The sequence below is a fragment of the Sphingomonas sp. UYAg733 genome (genome assembly GCF_054057355.1).
This window is the reverse complement of record NZ_JBSRZE010000006.1, coordinates 1-15,038: the sequence shown is the minus strand read 5'-3', so window position 1 is coordinate 15,038 and position 15,038 is coordinate 1. Positions and strand designations below refer to the sequence as shown.

The 15,038-nt window shown below is 65.3% G+C and carries 16 protein-coding genes; 7 read left to right on the top strand and 9 right to left on the bottom strand.

Annotated features, from left to right (window positions below; all coding sequences use genetic code 11):
* Positions 1 to 82 precede the first annotated feature (82 nt).
* Both ACVWZA_RS11930 and ACVWZA_RS11925 read right to left on the bottom strand, forming a co-directional pair.
* On the bottom strand, positions 83 to 688 hold the full coding sequence (locus tag ACVWZA_RS11930) for an alpha-ketoglutarate-dependent dioxygenase AlkB (RefSeq protein ID WP_457311430.1): 606 nt from the start codon (positions 686 to 688) through the stop codon (positions 83 to 85).
* Between the two features lie 3 nt (positions 689 to 691).
* The gene (locus tag ACVWZA_RS11925; RefSeq protein ID WP_457311429.1) at positions 692 to 1,318 is read right to left on the bottom strand and encodes a YbhB/YbcL family Raf kinase inhibitor-like protein; all 627 of its coding nucleotides are present in this window, start codon (positions 1,316 to 1,318) and stop codon (positions 692 to 694) included.
* A gap of 75 nt (positions 1,319 to 1,393) precedes the next feature.
* On the opposite strand from ACVWZA_RS11925, the gene xth reads away from it, so the two are divergent.
* Complete coding sequence (gene xth, locus ACVWZA_RS11920) at positions 1,394 to 2,167, top strand: exodeoxyribonuclease III (protein WP_457311428.1); 774 nt, start codon at positions 1,394 to 1,396, stop codon at positions 2,165 to 2,167.
* Between the two features lie 131 nt (positions 2,168 to 2,298).
* Here xth and ACVWZA_RS11915 read toward each other — a convergent pair whose 3' ends face one another.
* From ACVWZA_RS11915 to ACVWZA_RS11905, 3 genes are all read right to left on the bottom strand, one after another.
* On the bottom strand, positions 2,299 to 2,766 hold the full coding sequence (locus ACVWZA_RS11915) for a hypothetical protein (RefSeq protein ID WP_457311427.1): 468 nt from the start codon (positions 2,764 to 2,766) through the stop codon (positions 2,299 to 2,301).
* A 602-nt stretch (positions 2,767 to 3,368) separates the two neighbouring features.
* Positions 3,369 to 3,722: a hypothetical protein gene (locus ACVWZA_RS11910; protein ID WP_457311426.1), complete on the bottom strand. Its 354-nt coding sequence runs from the start codon at positions 3,720 to 3,722 to the stop codon at positions 3,369 to 3,371.
* Between the two features lie 33 nt (positions 3,723 to 3,755).
* A complete protein-coding gene (locus ACVWZA_RS11905; RefSeq protein ID WP_457311425.1) occupies positions 3,756 to 4,673 on the bottom strand; it encodes a LysR family transcriptional regulator in 918 nt (305 codons plus the stop codon).
* A 133-nt stretch (positions 4,674 to 4,806) separates the two neighbouring features.
* Between ACVWZA_RS11905 and gstA the strand changes: the two genes are divergently transcribed.
* Together gstA and ACVWZA_RS11895 are read left to right on the top strand one after the other, a co-directional pair.
* Entirely contained in the window at positions 4,807 to 5,433 is a 627-nt protein-coding gene (gene gstA, locus ACVWZA_RS11900; RefSeq protein ID WP_457311424.1) for a glutathione transferase GstA, read from the top strand.
* Positions 5,430 to 5,759 (top strand): DMT family transporter, encoded by a 330-nt coding sequence (locus tag ACVWZA_RS11895; protein ID WP_457311423.1) that lies wholly within the window; start codon positions 5,430 to 5,432, stop codon positions 5,757 to 5,759. Before gstA ends, ACVWZA_RS11895 begins: the two co-directional genes overlap by 4 nt.
* A 156-nt stretch (positions 5,760 to 5,915) precedes the next feature.
* On the opposite strand, the gene ACVWZA_RS11890 is transcribed toward ACVWZA_RS11895, so the two are convergent.
* Together ACVWZA_RS11890 and ACVWZA_RS11885 are read right to left on the bottom strand one after the other, a co-directional pair.
* Entirely contained in the window at positions 5,916 to 6,770 is an 855-nt protein-coding gene (locus ACVWZA_RS11890; RefSeq protein ID WP_457311422.1) for a GNAT family N-acetyltransferase, read from the bottom strand.
* 56 nt (positions 6,771 to 6,826) lie between these two features.
* Positions 6,827 to 7,168, bottom strand: coding sequence for a hypothetical protein (locus ACVWZA_RS11885; RefSeq protein WP_457311421.1), 342 nt, complete (start codon positions 7,166 to 7,168; stop codon positions 6,827 to 6,829).
* Positions 7,169 to 7,362: 194 nt separating this feature from the next.
* Here ACVWZA_RS11885 and ACVWZA_RS11880 point away from each other — a divergent pair, with 194 nt between their 5' ends.
* The 4 genes from ACVWZA_RS11880 to ACVWZA_RS11865 all read left to right on the top strand — a co-directional run bounded on the left by ACVWZA_RS11880 (position 7,363) and on the right by ACVWZA_RS11865 (position 12,701).
* Positions 7,363 to 7,830, top strand: coding sequence for a hypothetical protein (locus ACVWZA_RS11880; RefSeq protein ID WP_457311420.1), 468 nt, complete (start codon positions 7,363 to 7,365; stop codon positions 7,828 to 7,830).
* A gap of 81 nt (positions 7,831 to 7,911) precedes the next feature.
* On the top strand, positions 7,912 to 10,011 hold the full coding sequence (locus ACVWZA_RS11875; protein WP_457311419.1) for a catalase: 2,100 nt from the start codon (positions 7,912 to 7,914) through the stop codon (positions 10,009 to 10,011).
* Entirely contained in the window at positions 10,011 to 10,301 is a 291-nt protein-coding gene (locus ACVWZA_RS11870) for a UvrB/UvrC motif-containing protein (RefSeq protein WP_457311418.1), read from the top strand. The genes ACVWZA_RS11875 and ACVWZA_RS11870 overlap by 1 nt, the downstream gene beginning before the upstream one ends.
* A 117-nt stretch (positions 10,302 to 10,418) precedes the next feature.
* Entirely contained in the window at positions 10,419 to 12,701 is a 2,283-nt protein-coding gene (locus ACVWZA_RS11865) for a PAS domain S-box protein (protein WP_457311417.1), read from the top strand.
* A 180-nt stretch (positions 12,702 to 12,881) separates the two neighbouring features.
* On the opposite strand, the gene ACVWZA_RS11860 is transcribed toward ACVWZA_RS11865, so the two are convergent.
* Both ACVWZA_RS11860 and ACVWZA_RS11855 read right to left on the bottom strand, forming a co-directional pair.
* A complete protein-coding gene (locus tag ACVWZA_RS11860; RefSeq protein ID WP_457311416.1) occupies positions 12,882 to 13,253 on the bottom strand; it encodes a PilZ domain-containing protein in 372 nt (123 codons plus the stop codon).
* A gap of 74 nt (positions 13,254 to 13,327) precedes the next feature.
* Positions 13,328 to 14,725: an L-serine ammonia-lyase gene (locus tag ACVWZA_RS11855; protein ID WP_457311415.1), complete on the bottom strand. Its 1,398-nt coding sequence runs from the start codon at positions 14,723 to 14,725 to the stop codon at positions 13,328 to 13,330.
* Positions 14,726 to 15,038 lie beyond the last annotated feature (313 nt).

Below are 15,038 nucleotides of genomic sequence, written 5' to 3'. Positions count from 1 at the left end.
GCATTGGGAGGAGGATGAACAGCAAACGTACCGCGCGCGTTACGGTTGCGTGTCGATCGCCAGATCGCGCCGACGGGGCGTGTCAGCCGCCCTCCAGCGCCCGCAACCCCTTCCCCGACAGGCTGCGGAACGTCACCGACCAGCGCCGCTCTTCCAGCTCGACGATGCTGTGCTCCCAATCGTGTCGTGCCACTCCACTCAGATGATAGATCGAGCGCGGCGCCAGCGGCAGCGCGGCGCGATCGAACCCGCCCGCCACGCGGCGGCGCAGGCGCAGGGTCGCCGGTGTCTTGAGCGAGATGCCGACGACATGCTCGAACACCGGCCGGTCGCGGTGCCAGCCAATCCCCGCGCCGGGATCGTAACGCACGACCAGAGCCTGGACGAGATCGTCCGCCGCCAGCCCGGCAAAGCGCGCCGCACGGTCACGCAGTGGCAGCAGGAAATCCGGGATCGGCTCGGTCGGGCCGAAGCTCGCATCGTCGAAATCGTAATTCCATCCGAACGACGCGATCAGCCGCTTGCCAAGCCAGCCCTGGAACCGGAACGGCGTCACCGCGACCTCCTCCAGCCGCGCGATCAACGCCCGCTCCCCGGCCGCGTCGATGATATCATCGGCCTGGCTCAGCCCCGGCGGCAACGCGACCGGCGGGGCTTCACCGAACAGATCGGTCTGGACCGCGTGCATCGCCTATGCGGGAACGGCCGCGCCGAAATCACCGCGCGACACCGGCGCGTGTTCGCCGCGCGAATAGGTTCCGGTGAGCAGGCCGGTGCCCAGCACATTGCCCTTGATCGCATCCAGGATCGCGGCACGCCCGGGGCTCGACACCATCACCGGCGTCCGCGACAAGGCGAACAGCTGGAACACATAATCATGCGTTCCGTGCCCGGTCGGCGGATCGGGCGGCAACCAGCCTTCGCTGAAATAGCTGTTGCGCCCGACATCGCGCCCATCGACGTCGCCCACGCCATCCGGCACGATCGCGCCTTCGGCCAGACGCCGCTCTTCGGACGCGATGTTCCACATGATCGCATGGACCAGCGGGTTGGGCGTCGGCGCATCGGGATCCTCGACGATCAGTGCAAGGCACACCGTGCCCGCCGGCACCTCGCCCCACACCAGCGGCGGCGAAACACCCTCGCCATCGGCAGTGAAGCGTTCGGGCAGGCGCGCTCCGTCGGCGAAGGCCGGGCTCGACAAGTCGATCTCGGCGCCCGGATTACCCAGTTCGGGTTCGACGCAAAGCAATTTTGCGTGCCCCGCGCGGACATTGCGCATCAGGCTTCCCAGCCATCCCGGTATATGTTCGAGCATCGCTCTGGTCCTTTATGCGTTGTCCTGCCTGACTAACCCGCGAAAGACGCGAGGTTTCCACGCCGGGCGATCGAGATGAAGATAGCGACCTATAATGTGAATGGCATCAACGGTCGCCTCGCCGTGTTGCTACGCTGGCTGGCCGAAGCCCGTCCGGACATTGTCTGCCTGCAGGAATTAAAGGCGCCCGACGAGAAATTCCCCGAAGCCGCGATCGCCGATGCGGGATACGAGGCGATCTGGCACGGCCAGAAAAGCTGGAACGGCGTCGCGATCCTCAGCCGCGTCGGCACGCCGGTCGAAACGCGGCGCGGCCTGCCCGGTGGCGAGGGCGACACGCACAGCCGTTATATCGAGGCAGCGGTCAACGGCGTGCTGATCGCCGGCCTTTATCTGCCCAACGGCAATCCCCGGCCCGGCCCGAAATTCGATTACAAGATCGCCTGGTTCGAACGGCTGATCGCCCACGCCGCCGATCTGATCGCGACCAAGATGCCGGTGATCATCGCCGGCGACTTCAACGTCATGCCGACCGAGCGCGACGTCTACAAACCCGAACGCTGGACCGACGACGCGCTGTTCGCGCCGGAGATCCGCGCGGCGTTCTTCCGCCTGACCGATCAGGGCTGGACCGACGCGCTGCGCACGATTCATCCGGACGAGACGATCTACACCTTCTGGGATTATTTCCGGAACGCCTATGGTCGCAATGCGGGCCTGCGGCTCGACCATCTCCTGCTCAGCCCGGCCATCGCCGATCGCCTCGTCGCCGCCGAGGTCGACCGCCATGTCCGTGGCTGGGAAAAGACCAGCGACCATGCCCCGGTATGGATCGAGCTCGCGGACTAGCGTCTTTCCGGTTTAGCCGGTGCCAGCCCGCTCCCCCTCCCGACCACCCATTCAGGATATGCTATGGGTGGTCGGGAGGGGGAGCGGGCTGGCACCGAACCGACGTAAGTCGGAAAGACTCTAGCGCCACATCATCGCCGGAAATCGAGGCGACCGCCGGGCCACATCCCGTCGATCCGGCGATCGTCGATATGCCGCCCGATCCAGGGCTGGACGATCTCCGGCGATGACAGGTTGATATATTTGCCCGTCATCCGGCCATCATTTTCATAACGCGCCTCGATCAGGCCGAGTCGCGCGCCATGGTGCCAGTCGAACGACAGGAAGACGCGATCACCAACCCGGCGCGCCTCGCCGCTGCCCGGTTTCCATTGATCCGCACTGTCACCCGGGATCGCCGGATCGGCCCCGCCGTTCCAGCGGCTCGACCATCGTCCCTCGATCGAGGCCGGCGCCGCGTCGATCTCAGCCCATGGCGCGGCATTCGAATCGGACGCGCCGCCGTCGAGCGACGCGGTTGCGGCAAAGGCAATGACATCCTCGCCATCCGGGTCGGGTACATCCATCACGCCGAACGGGTTTCTCGTTTCTGTGGTCATCGATCATCTCCTGTCCGACGGGCCTAGGTCATCGCCACGCACCGTCCGACCCGGTTCTTCCGGCCAAAGGGATTATCGTAAGTTTGCACTTCGCAATCGCTGCGATACGCTATCGCGATGAGCCTCGATCTTCGCGGCAAGGCGGCGCATATTCCTATCCTGTCGCCGTGGCCGAATATCCGCAACCGGGAATAGCAAAGCCACTAACCTACGACTGGCATTGGGTCGCTTCCAGCCAGGTGGCTTTTCGGGCAACAACCCGAACGGCACATTTTGGGCACTGCGATCGACCGCGCCAGCCAGCGAACGGCAAGGACCGGATGGAAAACCGACGGTCTGCCTTCGGGCTACTGGCGAAAGTGGACAACCTGTTTCATCACAGGATCTCTAATACGCAGCGGTCTGCCTGCACTATCCCATGTGCAAGATGGCAGATGCCTGGGTTGGCTAGGCCGGAGCGGTTCGACTCCTCTGCAAGGCACATATCTCTCTCTGATCTCGTGTACGTTTCGGGCCGCGTGGCATCATGGTCAGGACGACTTGCTTTACCGCTACAATGCCATTTCGCCACCGCGACAGGATCGTCTGGCGATGGCGGTGTTTCATATGAGCATGCTGCTAAAAGCAACATCGCGAATGCAACTCGCCACATTCTTCCTCTCCCGATCGATGACTGCCATCAATCGACGAACGTCAACTAATAGGAAATGGAATCGAACTAACAAGTTTCGACATCTGGGGCACTTGTCGTGACGCACGATCAGCGCCCGGCTCGCCACGTCGCGGCTGATGTCGAGCACCGACGCGACCTTCTTGCCACTCTTCACGAAATATCCGTCGCACGTCCAGCCGCCGACCAGTGCGTCGAATCCATCGCCGGTCGGCGCTTGTGCGGATGCCGTGCCAGCCATGCTCCAGCCGATCGCCGCCATCGCCAACCACATCGTCTTGATCATCGCCAGCCCTTCGTCAAAAACCGCCGGTCGTTCTCATGGCCGATCCACCGCCGATCGCCCCTCGAACAACGCGCGATCCTCCGCCAGCCCCCCGCCGACCAGATCGAAAAACGCCCGCACGCGCGCCGTGCCCTTGAGATCGGCATGGGTCACGATCCACAATTCCCCCGCCAGCTCGGCAATCGGCTCGGACAGCGCGCGCGTCACGCCGTCATCGCCATCGCCGAGATAACAGGGCAGCAACGCAACACCCATCCCGGCGCGCGCCGCGACGAGCTGATTGACCAGGCTGTTGGTACGATAGACGAAGGCATCGCCGGATATCCGTCGCGCCAGCCAGTCGGCCGCCATGATGCCGCTCGCCGCCTCCTCCCAGCCGATCATTGCCCGCCCATCGAGTGCTCCCGGATCGGCAATCGCGCCGTGCGCCGCGAGCCAGGCCGGCGCCGCATAAAGGCTCCACGCGATCCCGGCGAGCTTGCGCCCCCACAGGTCGTCCTCCCGCGGCCGGATCGGGCGCAGCGCGATATCCGCCTCGCGCCGCGACAGGCTGAGCACGCGATTGTCGATCGCCAGTTCGACCACGATGCCGGGATGATGCTGCCGAAACGCAGCGAGATGGCCGGTCAGCCGGCTGAACGCGAGCGTCTCCGACGAGGTGACGCGGAGCCGGCCGGTCAGCAGATGGTCACGCCCGGCGATATCACGGTCGAGCGCCAGCGCCTCGTCCTCCATCCGCTCGGCCGCCACCGCCATGCGCTCCCCGGCAGAGGTCGGTTGGTAGAGGCCGCCAGGCAGCCGCTCGAACACTCGCGCACCAAGCCGCGCCTCGATCGCGTTGAGCCGGCGAAAGGCGGTCGAATGATCGATACCCAGCGCCTTTGCCGCTGCCGTCAGCCCGCCGGCGCGGCGCACCGCAAGGACGAGTTGCAGGTCGTTCCAATCCTTCATGCCCGCCCGATATCACATGAAGCATTTGCAGTCATGCAAGTGATATTGGCGAAATACCAATGTGCATTGCAGCAAAGCCAACCCTAAACCCTGCCCCGAGGCGGTTGTTGCCGCACCATCGAGGATGAACCCCATGAAGCTCTATTACGCCACCGGGACCTGCTCGCTCTCGCCGCACATCGTCGCGCGCGAGGCGGGCATTTCGCTCGATCTCGAACGCGTCGATATCCGCCAGACTCCGCACCGCACCGAAACGGGCGCAGACTTCACCGCGCTCCACGCCAATGGTTACGTCCCCGCGCTGCTGCTCGATGACGGGTCGCTGCTCACCGAAGGGACGGCGATCGTGCAATATCTCGCCGACCTGAAACCCGCATCGGGGCTCGCCCCGCCCGCCGGCACGCTGGCGCGCTATCGCCTCCAGTCTTGGCTCAACTTCACCGCGACCGAACTCCACAAGATGTACAGCCCGTGGCTGTTCCACCCCGAATATGGCGCACAGGCGCAGGAGGTCGCGCGCGGCAAGATCGTCGAGCGGCTCGCTTATGTCGAACGCCATTTCGCGGCGTCGGGTCCGTTCCTGCTCGGCCAAACCTTCACCGCCGCCGACGCCTATCTCTTCGCCATCATCGGCTGGTCGCCTTTCGCCAAAATCGACCTGACGCCCTTCCCGCATCTGCGCGATTTTCTCGACCGGGTCGGTGCACGGCCGGCGGTGCGCGAAGCGATGCGCGGCGAAGGCATGCAAATAGCGGCATGAGTCCGGCCATTGCCTGGATCCTGCTCGGCGTCGCCGGGCTGCTCGATGTCGCCTGGGCGGTGGCGATGAAATATGCCGATGGTTACACCCGCCCCGGCTGGAGCCTGATCTCCTTCGCGCTGCTCGCCGCCTTCGTTTATCTGCTCGGCCGCGCGCTCACGGTGCTGCCGGTCGGCACGGCCTATGCCGTGTGGACCGGCATCGGCGCGACCGGCACGGCCTTGCTCGGCATCTGGCTGTTCGGGGAATCGATCAACCCGTGGCGGATCGCCGGCATCGCCCTGGTGTTGGCCGGCATCGCCCTGCTCAAACTCGCGCCGGCCTGATGCCGCACGATCGCCAGGGCGCTTCCGGGCCGAATTGATCTCCACTCCTTGATCCCTCACCTCCGTTCGTTTCGAGCGAAGTCGAGAAACAAGCCACAATCGCTGCGCAAGGGTTTCTCGATTTCGCTCGAAACGAACGGAGGGGACAAGTCGAACCTAGCCAACAGCATCGGCTGCCCTGGTGAAGCGATAACTCGCCTGTTCGAACCCCAGCTTGCGGAAAAAGGCGTGCGAATTGCGGATTGCGATATCGCTGACCGCCTCGACCTGCGCGCAGCCCCGCTTTGCCAGTGCGGCCTGCGCGGCCTCGACCAGCATCCGCCCCACCCCGCGCCGACGCTGATCGGGTGCGACAAGGATGAGCGAGAGACGCCCGATCCGGCCCGACTGCAAGGTCGCGAAGACCGAGCCGGCGACCACGCCGATCACCCCATCCCGATCCGCGACAAGAATCACCGCCTTGTCGCGCTGTGCCTCGGCGATCCGTGTGCCGGTCTTCGCGCCTTCGTCCTGCGCACCGTCGAGCGCCCGGAGCAGCGCGGCGATCGCCACCGCATCGTCCTTCGTCGCCTGGCGGATCGTCAGTGCCGGTTCGGCAGGTGGCGCGGGTTCGGGCTTCTTCTTCGGCGGCAGCGGCGGCGCCGCTGACGGCTTGCGTAGCTTGGACGATCGGACCGCGCGCGGCCGGATTTCGGGCTCAGGCTCATCGTCCGGCTCAGGCTCGGGTTTCTTCCGCGCAACCGGTCGCGCGGGCGTCGCATCGATCGACGCGCCCCAGGCCGAAAGCTCGCCCTCGCGCAGGAACGCGGCAATCTCGTCACCGGTCGCGGTGAGCCCCTTTGCGCCGAACCCGACTATTTCTTTCCCGCCGATCGCCTCTGTCAGGCCGTACAGGCCAAAATCACCCGCGCCCGGCTTGCGCCGCCGCGACTTGACCAGCTTGAAACCGCGATGCCGCGCCATGTTACGCAGCATCTCGTCGCGATCCTGCCCTGCGATATCATCCGCCATCCAGCGGCAACCTATGAGAATAGGAATTGTTCAGCCGTTGATCGGTGCCGCCCCCATTAGGCGAGCGACAAGCCCAGTTTCTCGGGCGACCGCGCGCGGGCGCGCCAATGCGCTTCCGGGTTCGGCATCAGCCGCCGTGCCGACAGGTCGAGCAAGGCCATGACATTCTTTACCTCCGCGGCAAGAACGCCGTCCGGCTTCCTGAAATTCATAATGCGTGACGTAGGTCTTGCTCGTCGAGAAGCGCAGTTCGCACATGATGTCCACGTCGTCGCCGCCCGCAGGTCGGCGAGGAATCTGATATTGGTTTCCAGATTGACCGGGCCGATGCCCGATACCAGCATCGCGTCGATATCGAACATGCGCACGCTCGTCTTGATTCCGAATGGCGCGGTCATTCGGGCAGCGCCTGTCCCGCGAGCCAGTCGTGCGACCGCGTGGTCAGACGATCGTCAATCGATTCGACCTATCATACTCGATCGATCTGGCTTGGCGGGCGCATTTCCATCCGATAGATTGCAGGGCGGCGCATCCTTTCCCCGCCGTTCCACGTTTCCGACAGGTCCGATCCCGGGCCATGGAGTATGCCGACATGTCCGACCCCTTTTCGTCCTGGCTTCGCCTGACCTCGATCTGGACCGATATGTCGCACACCGGGCTGCGTGCGATGGAGACACTGGCCGCCTCCAATAGTGTCGTGGAGCGCCGCACCGGCATGATCGACACGGCCATGCGCAATCCGCTGGCCGGCGATTATGCCGAATTATCCCGCATGGTCCCGGAAAAGGTCGACGCCTTTTCGCAATCGGGCTTGGCGATGGCCAATGAATGGTGGTCGATGCAGACCGCCTTGTTGACCGAAGTACAGGCTTTTTGGGGTATGGCGCTGCGCGGCCGCGCGCCGACCCTGGCCGAGATGAGCACCGCCGGTTCACGCGCAACCAACTATGCCCTGAGCACCGCCAAGCGTGGCGCGAACCTCGGCGCGCTCGGCCTCGCGCCGATCCATAAGAAAGCCGTGGCCAATGCGCGCCGGCTAAAGCGGAAAAAATCACCCTGATCCAAAGCAAGTCGGCCCGAAAATATGGACCTTTGGCTCGACCTTGGTGGTTGAGCGGGCAAACCCAGAGGGAGCTGCGCGATGGCCATCAAGAGCGACACCAAATCCGACTCGATCAAGCCGGGCAATGGCGGCGAGGCCCATCAGCAGGCGGGCGACGAAGCGGCAACGGGCCTGACCACCAATCAGGGCATTCGAGTCTCCGATAACCAGAACCAGCTAAAGGCCGGCGCGCGCGGGCCGGTCCTGCTCGAAGACTTCGTCCTGCGCGAAAAGATTTTCCATTTCGACCATGAGCGCATTCCGGAGCGCATCGTCCATGCCCGTGGCTCGGCCGCGCACGGTTATTTCGAATTGTACGAAAGCCTGTCCGACATCACCAGGGCGGACCTGTTCCAGCGTGCCGGCGAAAAGACGCCGCTGTTCACCCGCTTCTCGACCGTCGCCGGCGGTGCCGGGTCGGTAGACACGCCGCGCGACGTGCGCGGGTTCGCGGTCAAATTCTATACAAAGGAGGGCAATTGGGATCTGGTCGGCAACAATATCCCGGTTTTCTTCATCCAGGACGCGATCAAATTCCCCGACCTGATCCATTCGGTGAAGATGGAGGCGCAGACCGGCTATCCTCAGGCTGCCTCGGCGCACGATACCTTCTGGGATTTCATCGGATTAATGCCGGAATCGACGCATATGATCATGTGGGCGATGTCCGACCGCACCATCCCGCGCTCGCTGCGGACGATGGAGGGCTTCGGCATCCATACCTTCCGGCTGGTCAACGCAAAGGGCAAATCGACCTTCGTCAAATTCCACTGGAAGCCGAAACAGGGTGTCCAATCGACTTGCTGGGATGAGGCCGTGAAGATCGCCGGCGCCGATCCCGATTTCCACCGCCGCGACCTGTTCGAGGCGATCGATCGTGGCGACTTCCCCGAATGGGAACTGGGCATCCAGGCGTTCGACCAGGATTTCGCCGACAGCTTGCCGTTCGACGTGCTCGACCCGACCAAGATCATCCCCGAAGAAGTGCTGCCGGTGCGGCTGATCGGCCGCATGGTGCTCGATCGTTATCCCGACAATTTCTTCGCCGAGACCGAACAGGTCGCCTATTGCCCGGGCAACATCGTGCCGGGCGTCGATTTCACCAACGATCCGCTGCTCCAGGGCCGGCTCTTCTCCTATCTCGATACGCAGAAGTCGCGGCTCGGCACGGCTAATTTCCACCAATTGCCGATCAACGCGCCGAAATGTCCGGTGATGAATTTCCAGCGCGACGGACAGATGCAGATGGCGGTGCCCAAGGGCCGTGCAAATTACGAACCCAACAGCCTGGCCGAAGCGGGCGAGGAAGGCGGCCCGCGCGAGTGCCCGATGACCGGCTTCGCCACCTTCCCCGGCCGCGACGGCGAGAATGAACAAGGCGACAAGCTGCGCATCCGCCCCGACAGTTTCGCCGACCATTACAGCCAGGCGCGGCTGTTCTTCCGCTCGCTCGCCGCGCCGGAACAGGCGCATCTCGCCTCCGCACTGGTGTTCGAACTGTCCAAGGTCGCGCTCGAACATGTCCGCACGCGGATGCTGTCCAACCTGGTCAATGTCGATCCCGAACTGGCGAAGCGCGTCGCCACCGGTCTCAACATGCCCCTGCCCAAGGCATCGAAAGCGGCGAAACCGGCACAGGATTTCGATCCCTCCCCCGCGCTGCGCATCGTCGACGGCCCGCGCGCGCCGCAGGACATTGCCGGCCGCTCGATCGCGGTGCTCGTCGCAGACGGCTCGGACGCGAAAGTGGTGGCGAGCATGACCAGGGCGATCAAGGATGTCGGCGCCCGTGCGGTGATCGTCGCGCCGCGCATCGGCGGCGCCAAACTGTCCGACGGTTCGCTGCTCAAGGCCGATGCACAGCTTGCCGGTTATCCGTCGGTGCTCGCCGATGCGATCGTCGTCGCGCTCTCGGACGGTGGTTGCGCGGCCTTGCTCAAGGAAGCGGCGGCGGTGCAGTTCGTGATGGACGCGTTCGGCCATCTCAAGGCGATCGGCCACACGGCGGAGGCGCAACCCTTGCTCGACAAGGCCGGCGTCGTGCCGGACGAAGGCGTGGTGCCGCTCGACAAGGGCTTCACCGCCGCTGCGGCCAGGCGCTATTGGGCACGCGAGCCGGGCGTGCGCACGCTCGCCTGATGGTCGTTGATGCCGGGGATTTGCGGCGGCGCATGGAAGCCGCCGCGGCGGCGCTCGACTTCGAAGAGGCACGCCGCCTGCGCGACCAGCTCAACCTGCTGCGCGGCGGTGCCTCGCCCGATGATGTTCGCGACATCGACACATCGGGTATCGCGCGCCAGCAACCCGGCGCGATGGGCCTCGGCACCAGCCAGCAGCGCATGACCCCGCCGCCCGGCTGGATCCCGCCGAAAAAGCCCGACCCGATGACCCGCTCGACCGGGAAGCGCCGCCCGGCACGGCGGGATTAGATGCTTCCGGACGGCGAAAGAGCGCGTTTCCGCCGCATCCGACACGGCTTGCTCTGGACACATGCGGCGGCAGGTGATTGATTCCGCCCACGTCCTGATGCATCCCGAAAGCTGATCATGGACCTGCCATCGGAAAGCGCCTCGGGCGCGAGCGAATTCAACCTGATCGCCGATTCCGCACCGGTGCCGATGTGGGTGACGCGGCTCGATCGGCGGCGCAACTTCGTCAACCGCGCTTATGTCGATTTCCTTGGCGTGTCCTACGCCGATGCGGTGGATTTCGACTGGCGCGTCATCCTCCACCCCGACGATCAGGACCGCATCCTCGCGGAATCGATCGCTGGCGAGGCATCGCTCAAGACCTTCACGCTCGATGCGCGCTATCGGCGCTGCGACGGCGAATGGCGCTGGCTCCATTCGGTATCGCAACCGCGTTACGACGCCGATGGCGCGCATGTCGGGTTCATCGGTGTCGCGCACGACATCACTCAGGCCAAGCAGGCGGAACAGGCGCTGCGCCAGCGCGAACGGCAATTGTCCGCCCTGATCGACCAGACCAGCGCCGGCTTCGCGCAGGTCGGACTCGACGGCGCCTTCACCCTGGTCAATGATCGATTCTGCACGATTGCCGGTCGCGCCCGTGATGAATTGCTCGGGCTGACCATGCAGCAGATCACCCATCCCGACGATCTGCCGGCCAATCTGTCGCTGTTCGAAAAGGCGGTGCGCGACGGCGTGCCTTTCACAATCGAGAAGCGCTATGTCCGGCCCGACGGCTCCACCGTGTGGGTCAATAATTCGGTGACGGTGGTGCGCATGCCGGATGGCACGCCGTTCGGCGTGCTCGCGGTGACGATCGACGTGACCGACCGGCGCGACGTCCGCGACGCGCTTACCGCGCTCAACCAGCGGCTCGAACAGGAAGTCGCCGACCGCACCGCCGAACGCGACGGCATGTGGCGGCTGAGCCGCGACCTGTTCCTGGTGGTCGGGCCGCAGCGGCGCATCGTCGCGGTCAATCCGGCGGTCGATGCGCTTGGCTATCGGCCGGAGGAGGTGGAGGGGCTGCGCATCGACGCCTTTATCCATCCCGATGATCTGCCCCGGATCGGGATCGCGATCCGCGCCGCCGCCGCCGCGCCGGTCGGCGACCTCCTCGCCCGGCTGCGCGCGAAGGATGGATCATGGCGGCATTTCGCCTGGAGCGCGGCGCCCGGCGAGGGCGAGGCGTTCGTCATCGGTCGCGACGTGACGATCGAGACACAGCGCCGCGAGGAACTCGAACTGGCACAAGCGGCGTTGCGCCAGGCGCAGAAGGTCGAGGCGCTCGGCCAGCTCACCGGCGGCGTCGCGCATGATTTCAACAACCTGCTCACCCCGATCATCGGCAGCCTCGACCTGCTGCAGCGGATCGGCGAGCGCGGCGAACGCGAACAGCGCCTGCTGCGCGGCGCGCTCGACGCCGCCGAACGCGCCCGCACGCTTGTCCAGCGCCTGCTCGCCTTTGCGCGCCGTCAGCCGCTTCAGCCCGGGCCGATCGACGTCGCCGCGCTGATCGGCGGCATGGCCGAGCTGATCGGAAGCACCGCCGGGCCGCATATCCGGGTGGTGACCGATCTGCCGCCTGCCCTGCCGCCGGCTCTGGCCGACGCCAACCAGCTCGAAATGGCGATCCTCAATCTCAGTGTGAATTCGCGCGACGCGATGCCCGATGGCGGCACGCTGACCCTGTCCGCCGCCGCGCGTGCCGTGGCCGTGGACGACCGGTCGGGCCTGCCGCCCGGCGACTATATCTCGATCTCCGTCTCGGACACCGGCGCCGGCATGGACGAGGCGGTGATGGCCCGCGCGATCGAGCCGTTCTTTTCGACCAAGGGCATCGGCAAGGGCACCGGGCTCGGCCTGTCGATGGTCCACGGCCTCGCTTCGCAGCTCGGCGGCACCATATTGCTGAACAGCGAGCCCGGCCAGGGCACGACCATCGAACTCGTGCTGCGTACCGCCGAACCGCGCATCGAACGCCGCGCCGCCGCCCGGCTCGGCCAGGACACGCCGCATGCCACCGGCCATGTTCTGCTGGTCGATGACGAAGCCGGCGTGCGCAGCGCAACCGCCGAAATGCTCAGGACATTGGGGCTGTCGGTGGTGGAGGCCGAGTCCGCCCGCGACGCGCTGACCCTGCTGGCGGCATCGCGCCCCGATTATATCGTCACCGACCATTTGATGCCCGAGATGACCGGCGCCGAACTCGCCGGCGCGGCACGCACTCTATACCCCGGCATCCGGATCCTGCTGATCTCCGGTTATGCCGACCTCGAAGGCATCCCGCCCGACCTCCACCGCCTGTCCAAGCCATTCCGGCTGGACGAACTGGCGGCAAGCATGACCGCGCTGCATTAAACTTTCCAGTCCCCTTAACTCACTCCGCTGCCTTTATGGGAGGGGTTGGGGGAGGGTCAGCGGTGGGCAGGGCTCGATGCCCCGTTCGGCGTTCCGCGCCGAGCGATGCGCTTCGCGATCGCACCCTCCCCCTACCCCTGCCATAAAGGGAGGGGAGTCAGAAAGGCGGCTCCAGCTATCCTATCGCGCCATCACGCGCGCGCTGTCGGGCATCTGCCCCTCGACCAGCAGGCTCAGGCTGCGCTCGCTGATCGGGCGGTCGAACATCACGCCGAAGCGCTGACCGGCCACCCACATCACGCGCGCCGCGCCCAGGTCGATCGTGGCATTCAGCCGACAGGCGCTACCGGCGGCGGGCGGATCGTCCGAATGGACCAGCGCACCAGAGGTCGACAGGTTGAGCAAGTGAACACGGCGCACCCCATCCGCGACGTGCAGCGACGCCGTCTGGAAGGTCTTGAGTCGCCGGGCCTTGCGATCCACCGCCCCCGTTTTCATCGCCGTAAAAAGTCCCTGGCCGCGTTCATTCGCATCGTAACGCGAAACCCGCATTTCGGCTCCCGCAAATGAACGTAAACGCGACGCTAAGGATCTAAGAGTCGGGACCAATTAGCTTATCGGGCCGCTCAACATTCCACGACATTGACCGCCAGCCCGCCCAGGCTGGTCTCCTTGTATTTGGTGCGCATATCCTCGCCGGTCTGGCGCATCGTCTCGATCACCGCGTCGAGCGACACGATATGCGTACCGTCGCCTTGCAGCGCGAGGTGCGCGGCGTTGATCGCCTTGATCGCGCCCATCGCGTTGCGCTCGATACACGGGATCTGCACCAGACCGCCAATCGGGTCGCAGGTCAGCCCCAGATTATGCTCCATGCCGATCTCGGCGGCATTTTCTACTTGCTCGTTGCTCCCACCAAGCGCCGCCGCCAGCCCCGCCGCGGCCATCGAACAGGCCACCCCGACCTCGCCCTGGCAGCCCATCTCGGCTGCGGAAATCGACGCGCGTTTCTTGTACAGCATGCCGATCGCCGCCGCGGTGATCAGCAATATGCGCTCGCCCTGCTCGGTCGGCGCGTCGGTGAAGCGCTGATAATAGCGCAGCACCGCCGGGATCACGCCCGCCGCGCCATTGGTCGGGGCGGTGACGACGCGCCCGCCGGCCGCATTCTCCTCATTCACCGCAAGCGCCCACAGGCTCACCCAGTCGAACACCATCGAGGGATGGACGCGCGGCAATTGCGCGGTCAGCCGCCGGTGCAGCCCCGCCGCGCGGCGCTTCACCTTGAGCCCGCCGGGTAATATCCCTTCCTGCATGCTGCCGCGCTCGATCGACGATGCCATCGCCGCGCGAACCGAATCGAGAAACCCGTCCAGTTCGGCCGGCGATCGCCACGACGCCTCGTTGGCGATCAGGATATCGGCGATCGACATGCGCCGCGCCTTGCCGATTTCGAGCAATTCGGCGGCCGATCCGAAACCATAGGGAATGGCGATGTTGAGCAAGGCGGGTGCCGCATCCTCAAGCACGATCACGCCGCCACCGACCGAATACCAGGTCTGGCAGAACTCGACGCCATCGGCGCAGCGTGCGCGGAAACGCAGCGCGTTGGGATGACGCGGCAGGAATTCGCCCATCTTGAACAGCAGGTCACCCGCCTCGTCGAACGCGATGTCGCGCATCCCCGCCAGCGCGATCCGCCCGCTCGCCCGGATCCGCGCTACCTCGCTGGTCACCGCATCGGGATCGATCGTGCCCGGATCATGGCCGGCCAGCCCAAGGATCAGCGCGTGGTCGGTCGCATGCCCCTTGCCGGTCAGCGCGAGCGAGCCATAAACCTCGACCAGCACGCGCTGCACGTCGTGCGTCACCGCCTCGCGCGCAAAGGCGAGCGCGGCGCGCATCGGTCCCACGGTGTGCGAGCTCGACGGCCCGATGCCGATGGTGAACATGTCCGTCACGCTGATCGGCCGGTCCGGCCCGCGCGCAGTCGTCTCTGAGCCAGAAGTCTCTGGAGAGGTCACGATCATCCTTCCTGTGCGACGCCAGTCGAACGCCAGCTATCGGCACACCTAGCCGGACGCCGCGACTATCGCCATCGTTGAAAGGCGCTGGCTGAATCCGATGCCTTTTAATTAACCCGCCACCACCATTCCCGCGAAGGGGCTGCCCATCGAAGCAGCATTATGTAGCAAACGCACCAACGGCGATGCACCAGCCCCTATCGAGGGCTGCGAACGTATAGAGGTGGCTCGGGGATTTTGGACAGAGCGTTTAAGTGGAGTTTCTGCCTGAAGGTGGCCAGTGTGGCTGCCGAACAGGAGATCAGATGACGAA